Here is a 7,063-nt window from a genome sequence, read left to right as displayed (position 1 = left end):
GAAATTACAAATGTATCTAGGGCTTCATTATATAGAAAGCTGTCAGAAGTGAACAATTAGTCACTTCTTATTCCATATAAGGCCCCGATTGTGGAGTATCTCTAATTACGTAGTAGACTAAAAACTGCGCAGCAATGACTCTACGGAATGTTCTCAAAGTAAGGAGCAGAATAATCATAAAAGAAAAAACTGCCGAGTTACCGACAGTTCTAAAAATCTTAATGATAGTTAGTATTTTGGTTTTGGTTTGGATTAATAATATCTTTAACTTTTTCAATCCCTTGTTCAATCAATTCATCAGCAATCATCACTCTGTCTGTATCGTATTTTTCTTCTTTTGGTACTTCGAATTGAAGTTTCTCTGCGTAAGGTGCTGGTCTATTCAACATAAAGGCTGAAGTTACCTCACAATAAACATTACGAGCTTTCTCTGCGTCTAACCTACCTGTAACAATGTCATTCATTAGGTTAAGAGCAAGGATATTAGCTGCTTCCATATCGCATCGGGAAGACACTTCACCTCTAGTCCTTTCGACAATCACACTACCGTCAAACTTAGCTAGTTCACTAAACATTTCTGGAGGTACAGTATAGTTGATATAGTTTTCGATTACATCAGTATGAGGTTGAGGAAAGTCATGTGGAATTTCATCGCGATAGACAATTGTTCGTTTCCACGGTCCATTGTTATACCAAATTAATCTACTGGGAGTTGCTTCATTCGGGGGACCATATTGTTGAATTGTCAGATTGGCTGCTTTTGTAGACATTGCATTCCAATCTTGAATAAACGCTTGTACAGCATTCATATCTACAACTGTATTAGTCGTTTTTTCTGCACCGCCAATAGTTTGTACTTTCAAATCGCTTGCCATAGCAGTTGCCGCCGTCTTTAATTTTTCTTCCTGCTGCATAGCTGTCCACTCCTTTTTTAGCTTCGATAACAATCAAAGATTCCTATTAATTTGCTGCAGTGTTAAGATGATTTGTTCTTTTGAAATCTTATCATCATCGAATTCAACTTTTACTTCACCATCTGCAGTGTCAACTAACACTCTTTCGATACCTTCAAGTTTATTGAGGCTTTGTTCGATTTGTTGAATTGACTTTCCAGAAGTCGCTTGATTTACAAAAATTGTTTCTAGAACCATAACATGCACTCCTTTATTACAAAGAAATTATTGTTGGTCTTTAGTTTTCCAAGAACTATGTTCTTTAAACAATTAAATAAATACAGTTATAAACGTTAATATTGTGGTGATATATAATAATCAAATATTGATTATTAAAGGCAAAAGATTACCCTATATTCAGCTAAAAAAATCCATATAGGTGTAGTATTGAGTTAAACGGGAATTGTTAAAAGCCTTTCTACTATTGAGGTATGAGAAAGGGGAGAAAATAACTGAAACAAACGATAACAGTTATATTAGCGGGGGAACATAAAGCCCTTTTTGTGAGGAAATGCCGATTGATTTATAGATTAAAAAGAAAATCAACCATATTCAATAAGCTGGATTATTAGAAGGGGAGAAAATAATTAAAGAGGTTTCCTTCTCAGTAACTTTATAGATCTATAGGGTTTTATACAACTCTGCTTTTAGCAGGTTATTAGAGCCCTTATTTGTTAATGGAAGGAAGTATGGTTTTAAGCTAAACCTTGTAACATACTGCAATAAGATACAACCTGGAAGCGCCGACCAAAATAGACTTATTACTTAAAAGAAACTACTTTTTGTTATTTATATTGTAATTTAAAGTGTTCGTCAAGATTTCTTTTCATTTTCACTTTGAATAATAGATAGCAGATTCTCAATTTTGTCTTTAATTGAGGGATCCTTAGTTAATAGAGGCATAATCGAATTTGGGATTTCATAAGCCTTTTCTCTTAGAGTCAATCCATCTTCGGTTAAAGTAATATGCACAACACGCTCATCTTCAGAGGACCGTTTTTTTTGAACTAATCCTGCAATAATTAACCTTTTAATTAGTGGAGTTAAAGTTCCATTATCTAAGTATAGGTATCTGCCTAATTCGCTCATAGTTACTTTTTTGTGTTCCCATAATACCAACATAACTAAGTATTGCGAATAAGTTAGATCTAACTCTTTTAAAAATGGACGATAAAGTTGGATAATTTCGCGTGAACATGCGTAGATAGTAAAGCAAACTTGTTGGTCTAAATGCAATAATTTATCTTTATTTTCTATTTGGTGGTTCATTTGTTCCTCCAATTGATAAGTTTTATTAAATTATTATACCACAAAGATAAAATTTAATTTTACAAAACTATATTTGCGTTGTTCTTTTTGAAAAAACATTAAATATTACCCAACAATAAAAAAATAAAGCAAAGATTAATCGTTCAATGGTTAATCTCTGCTTTATTCGTTTTAGGTAACTTTGAAACGCTAAAGTTAATTATCCTTTTCAAAGTATTGGATTCCCGGATCAATGGTGTAACGCTGGGGGGGAAATAAAATCTTCTCTAAGTAGGGGGAAGATATGTTCTTAAAAGAATAATCGGCCTCTGTTTTCGCTGCAAAAGCTTTTGCCTCTGCCACAGTCCTTTTTCCAGTCACAATATCATGAAATAAATTTATAAACAGAAAGTTGGCTTCTTCCATATCACAAATTACGGTAACTTCACCTTTTGTTCTATCAGGGTAACAACTACCATCAAAACGAGCTATTTCATCATATAACTCTATGGGAGTTCTGTAATCAATTGTTTGCTCAAGAAAATCTTGGTGATTAGTAGGAAAGTTGTGTGGAACAGAATCTCTATATACAATTGTTCGCTTCCATGGGCCTGTGTTGTACCAAATTAATCGACTTGGAATTGCTTCGTCGGGGTACCCATATTTATTAATAATCTTTAAGGCACCTTCTCTTTGTTCGTTTTCCCAAGAACCTAATATTTGTTCTAAGTAATTGTGATAATCATTAGACATTTCTATACCCCCCAGAAGTGTAATACTTTCACATTATATGTAGGAGCCTATAATTGGTTCTTCAATGGCGAATAAAAAAGGTTAACCATAAAATGGCTAACCTTTCCTGCATAAATTAAGCTTTTTTCCACTCGCTGTTAATAGTAATATCAGCAGCCTTTAAAGTATTAAAGACAGGGCATCTGGCATCCGTTTTTTCCTTTAATTCCTGTACACGCTCTTCTGATTCAGATGTTTTAACAAATGCTTGTATATTTATTGTTTCAAAGTAGGTTCTAACACTCGAATCCCCCATCAATCCTCTTGAATCAAGTTCTCCATCTACTTTGAAATCAATCCCCTGTAAATCGAATTTAATTTCTTTTGCCACGAAGTTAGCGATTGCATTTTCACAACCTACTAATGATGCAAGTAAATTCGACAACGGATCAATACCTTTGTCTGTTCCTCCAAAACTTTTTGGCTCATCAATTACAATCGAGTGATTACCAGCTTGGATATTTGCTTCAAATTTGCTTGTGTTACCTTGAACTTCAAATTTCATTTTTGACATAAATAAAAACTCCTCTCACTTTTACGTACTTCACTATTATAGATTAGAAAATTATATTTTGCAAAATATAATTTCGTTCGGTTTGAATGAATGGCTGATGCTATCAGTCGCCCATTCACCAGCGAATTTTACTTAACATCTCAATTAATCGCATAGTATCATTTTTATTTAATCCCCAAGTATTAATTTCTTCTCGTAATCCGGAGAGAGTCCCGTGCCCTTTGGCTAGTCCATTTAAACGAGCTGTAAGAGTAGAGTTAACAAAATCGCTGTGATTAGTGAAAATAGTATCCAGCTTCTCAAATGCATTCTTAAAACGTCTTAAATAATACTTCTGATGATAATCTTCTGCCAAATAAAAAGTTGAATAGGGAGCAATTTCTGTTTGTATCTCTCCATTAAGGATGTGTGACCATTCTGATTTTTTCCTTTTGATGATATCTTGTTGTTGATGTTGATTATGATAAAGGAGAATCGAAATGTATTGTCTACCTTTATAAAAATTTTCCCTAAGGGGATTGTGATTTCCCCAAAAGACATTTAGGATTTCTTCATAGGAAATTAGCGATGGATCAAAGTCGATCTCCAAGGTCTCAGTATGGTCACCGATTCTCCGATAGGTTGGAGAAGGGGTGGTTCCACCTGAAAAGCCAACCCGTGTTCTAATCACTCCTGGAAGATGCCCGAACCGGGCATCTGGTCCCCAGAATCAGCCCATTCCAAATGTTGCAGTTTCTACATTACTAGCTTGTAAATCAAAATTTTTTTTACTCATGCTGTTCTCCTTCCTTAAACATTGGTAAATATTCTCCATAACCTTCTGCTACCAATTGATTTTTAGGAATAAAGCGCAATGCAGCAGAATTAATGCAATACCTGAGACCACCTTTTTCTCTTGATCCATCGTTAAAGACATGTCCCAGATGGGAATCCCCATATTTGCTTCGTACCTCTGTACGAAGCATCCCATGACTTTTGTCTAATTTATCGACAATATGGTAATGACTTATCGGCCTTGTGAAACTTGGCCAGCCACAGCCAGCGTCGTATTGGTCTTTTGAGCTGAAAAGTGGCTCACCAGAAACAATGTCCACATAAATGCCTTCTTTTTGATTATCATAAAACTCGTTTACAAAAGGTCGCTCTGTCGCATTATTTTGTGTAACTTCATATTGCAATTGTGTTAACTTCTCTTTTAGTTGCTTATATTCTTTCGGTACCCGCCATTTATTTTCAATAAAACTTTTGCGGCCTGATCCCTCGTAATAGCGGTTATAATGGAATGTATTTTTCTTATAATATTCTTGATGTTTCTCTTCGGCGGGATAAAACGTTTTAGCTGGGAGAATATCAGTTACAATAGGCTTACTAAATTTTTTACTTTCTTCAAGCCGGTGCTTTGATTCCTCTGCAAGCATTTTTTGCTCATCACTATGGTAATAGATGGCTGTTTTATATTGTTCACCCCGATCATGAAATTGACCACTTTCATCAGTCGGATCAATGTTTTTCCAAAATATGTCCAATAGTTTTTTATATGGAAATACACTTGGATCAAAAGTAATTTGTACGACTTCGCGATGGCCTGTTGAACCAGAAACAACTTCTTCATATAGTGGATCCTCTTTGTATCCCCCAGAGTAGCCAGAGACAACTTGATGGATACCTGGGAATTCATCAAATGGCTTTACCATGCACCAAAAACATCCACCCGCAAAAGTGGCTTTTTCAAGTGTTACTTCTTTTTTCAAAAATACTCACCTCTAATATTAATTAATTATTTTCATCGGTTTAAAGCATACTATTTCGAGCTTGGTTATATTATACCCTGAATTATATTTTGTTAAATATAATTTTTAAAAATATAAAATTGTGGTAAGATGATATCAACTTATAAAATTAATTTATTGGTGATTAATTTGAATAGGTTTAGGAGTTATAGATTAGGAGTTATAGATATGGAGTGGAGCCAATTGTTAAAACAGTTGTGGCCATATTTTTTACTACTTTTAGACTTTCAAGTTAAGTTTTTTATTACAGCCATCGGCTCAATTTGAGCAAGAAAAGGGGCCAATTTCTAAATTTCTAATGATTCCTGATATTAAAGGGTAACTTACATTCTGAAATACCTTGAACAGCGCAATCATTAGAATTGTTTTATGTTACTTATCTCATAACTCATAAAACGTGTTTGAAGTTAAATGGAAATTTGAAATGAGGTGAAATGAATGAAAATTAATATAACAAAAGCTGCAGAAGAGCAGATTATCAACGTACTCGGTAAGCAACCAACAGTAAGTATTAATGAAGTCCGTACAACTGGTTGAGATGCCACTTATGTGTATCAACTTGCTCAGGTTGAGCAAATAAAAAAAGGTGAGGGAACTAAAGTCGGTGAAATTACAGTCGTAATTGACTCTCAGGTGATTAGCCATCTTGGTGGGGATATAATAATTGACCATAACAATATGTATGGATTTATACTCAAAAATGAATATGAGGTTTTAACTTTTGGAATGAAATGGATTAAGAGCTTTTAAGCCAAATAAATGTTAAAAAGTTACTGTAAAAAAAGATAAGCAGTGGCTTTCAACAAAAAAATTATATTCAACAATCAGGCGCTTTAATTGAGAAATGAAAAAAGCCTAATTTCTTCACAGTTAATTGAGAAATTAGGCTTTTTAATATTGAAATTTCCTTAACGTTGTAAATCCGCATTTTCCTGACGCTACCCCTATAAGTGCTGAATCAATAGGTGCTGCAAGTGAAGCTGTAATACCTGCTGGTATAGAGAGATATGCTGTAGGCAATGACAAACCAACTGCCGCTCCTATTAAATAGTTAGTACCTCTTGTTATGTAAATATCACTCTTGGATAGGATGGTACTGTCTATTTTAGGGCAACTGCCTCCTTCATTAACTGGTACGTAGTTTGGTTTACTAGGTGCCGCACTAATGTACGAAGGAAAGGTAATTCCAATTACAAAAGTACAGATTAATAATAATAGCAGACTCTTAATTTTCAATTTCTCTTCCCCCATTAGTAACTCGCTCGCAAAAATTACAATAACAGGATTTTTTATACAAAACAATTAATATTTAATAAATTCAAACTTTTTCACTAGAAATATTAGAATAATATCTCATAAAATAATTCTATTATAACCCAAAATATTCATTAAGATTAATAAGGATTTTTCATTTAATATCTTATTATTCAACTCTCATGATGATAAAGTTACTTAAAATGTTTAGTGCTATTAAAATAGCTGTTTTGTTCAATTGTATCCATTTCCAAAGGCTTAACTCATTTTGATAACATTATATAAGCGCTGGTGTATTTACATTAGTTGAAAGAAGCATTGGAATCAGATAGTAAATATAGAAAGATAATAACAATTAGGGCAATTGGAATTTTCAACAAACTCTCAACTATGGAAGACAATTGGTTATTGAGAATAGTAAATTAGTGTTTTGTAGGATACAATTTTTGAGTCAATGCACCATTTATTATGGGTGAATTAATTCAATCACCATCTTCAACAAAACCAGCTAA

General features: G+C 33.7%; 8 protein-coding genes and 1 pseudogene. 1 reads left to right on the top strand and 8 read right to left on the bottom strand.

Annotation, left to right across the window (positions count from 1 at the left end):
* Positions 1-218 precede the first annotated feature (218 nt).
* The 7 genes and pseudogenes from COD11_RS24310 to msrA all read right to left on the bottom strand — a co-directional run bounded on the left by COD11_RS24310 (position 219) and on the right by msrA (position 5,258).
* Complete coding sequence (locus tag COD11_RS24310; protein WP_176551231.1) at positions 219-914, bottom strand: hypothetical protein; 696 nt, start codon at positions 912-914, stop codon at positions 219-221.
* Positions 915-947: 33 nt separating this feature from the next.
* Positions 948-1,151: a heavy-metal-associated domain-containing protein gene (locus COD11_RS24305; protein WP_098799484.1), complete on the bottom strand. Its 204-nt coding sequence runs from the start codon at positions 1,149-1,151 to the stop codon at positions 948-950.
* A gap of 615 nt (positions 1,152-1,766) precedes the next feature.
* A complete protein-coding gene (locus tag COD11_RS24300) occupies positions 1,767-2,222 on the bottom strand; it encodes a MarR family winged helix-turn-helix transcriptional regulator (RefSeq protein WP_098799483.1) in 456 nt (151 codons plus the stop codon).
* Between the two features lie 195 nt (positions 2,223-2,417).
* Positions 2,418-2,954, bottom strand: a complete 537-nt coding sequence (locus tag COD11_RS24295) for a hypothetical protein (protein WP_098799482.1) — start codon at positions 2,952-2,954, stop codon at positions 2,418-2,420.
* 115 nt (positions 2,955-3,069) lie between these two features.
* The gene (locus COD11_RS24290; protein WP_098799481.1) at positions 3,070-3,507 is read right to left on the bottom strand and encodes an OsmC family protein; all 438 of its coding nucleotides are present in this window, start codon (positions 3,505-3,507) and stop codon (positions 3,070-3,072) included.
* A gap of 115 nt (positions 3,508-3,622) precedes the next feature.
* Positions 3,623-4,204, bottom strand: a pseudogene (locus tag COD11_RS24285) (peptide-methionine (S)-S-oxide reductase MsrA); the annotation flags it as partial.
* Positions 4,205-4,274: 70 nt separating this feature from the next.
* A complete protein-coding gene (gene msrA / locus COD11_RS24280) occupies positions 4,275-5,258 on the bottom strand; it encodes a peptide-methionine (S)-S-oxide reductase MsrA (RefSeq protein WP_098799479.1) in 984 nt (327 codons plus the stop codon).
* 588 nt (positions 5,259-5,846) lie between these two features.
* On the opposite strand from msrA, the gene COD11_RS24275 reads away from it, so the two are divergent.
* Positions 5,847-6,047, top strand: coding sequence for a hypothetical protein (locus COD11_RS24275; RefSeq protein ID WP_098799478.1), 201 nt, complete (start codon positions 5,847-5,849; stop codon positions 6,045-6,047).
* A gap of 141 nt (positions 6,048-6,188) precedes the next feature.
* Here COD11_RS24275 and COD11_RS24270 read toward each other — a convergent pair whose 3' ends face one another.
* Complete coding sequence (locus COD11_RS24270) at positions 6,189-6,533, bottom strand: hypothetical protein (RefSeq protein WP_098799477.1); 345 nt, start codon at positions 6,531-6,533, stop codon at positions 6,189-6,191.
* Positions 6,534-7,063 lie beyond the last annotated feature (530 nt).

Origin of the sequence: Bacillus sp. AFS040349 (genome assembly GCF_002577655.1) — a bacterium.
In the GTDB taxonomy this organism is placed as follows: Bacteria; Bacillota; Bacilli; order Bacillales; family Bacillaceae; genus Metabacillus.
The sequence above is the reverse complement of the archived record's forward strand: the minus strand, read 5'-3'. Positions and strand labels throughout refer to the sequence as shown.

What these genes read in the sequence shown, in the direction of transcription:
- COD11_RS24300 (WP_098799483.1), bottom strand. Translation starts at nt 2,222, where the DNA reads ATGAACCACCAAATAGAAAATAAAGATAAATTATTGCATTTAGACCAA.
- COD11_RS24295 (WP_098799482.1), bottom strand. Translation starts at nt 2,954, where the DNA reads ATGTCTAATGATTATCACAATTACTTAGAACAAATATTAGGTTCTTGG.
- COD11_RS24310 (WP_176551231.1), bottom strand. Translation starts at nt 914, where the DNA reads ATGCAGCAGGAAGAAAAATTAAAGACGGCGGCAACTGCTATGGCAAGC.
- COD11_RS24290 (WP_098799481.1), bottom strand. Translation starts at nt 3,507, where the DNA reads ATGTCAAAAATGAAATTTGAAGTTCAAGGTAACACAAGCAAATTTGAA.
- COD11_RS24305 (WP_098799484.1), bottom strand. Translation starts at nt 1,151, where the DNA reads ATGGTTCTAGAAACAATTTTTGTAAATCAAGCGACTTCTGGAAAGTCA.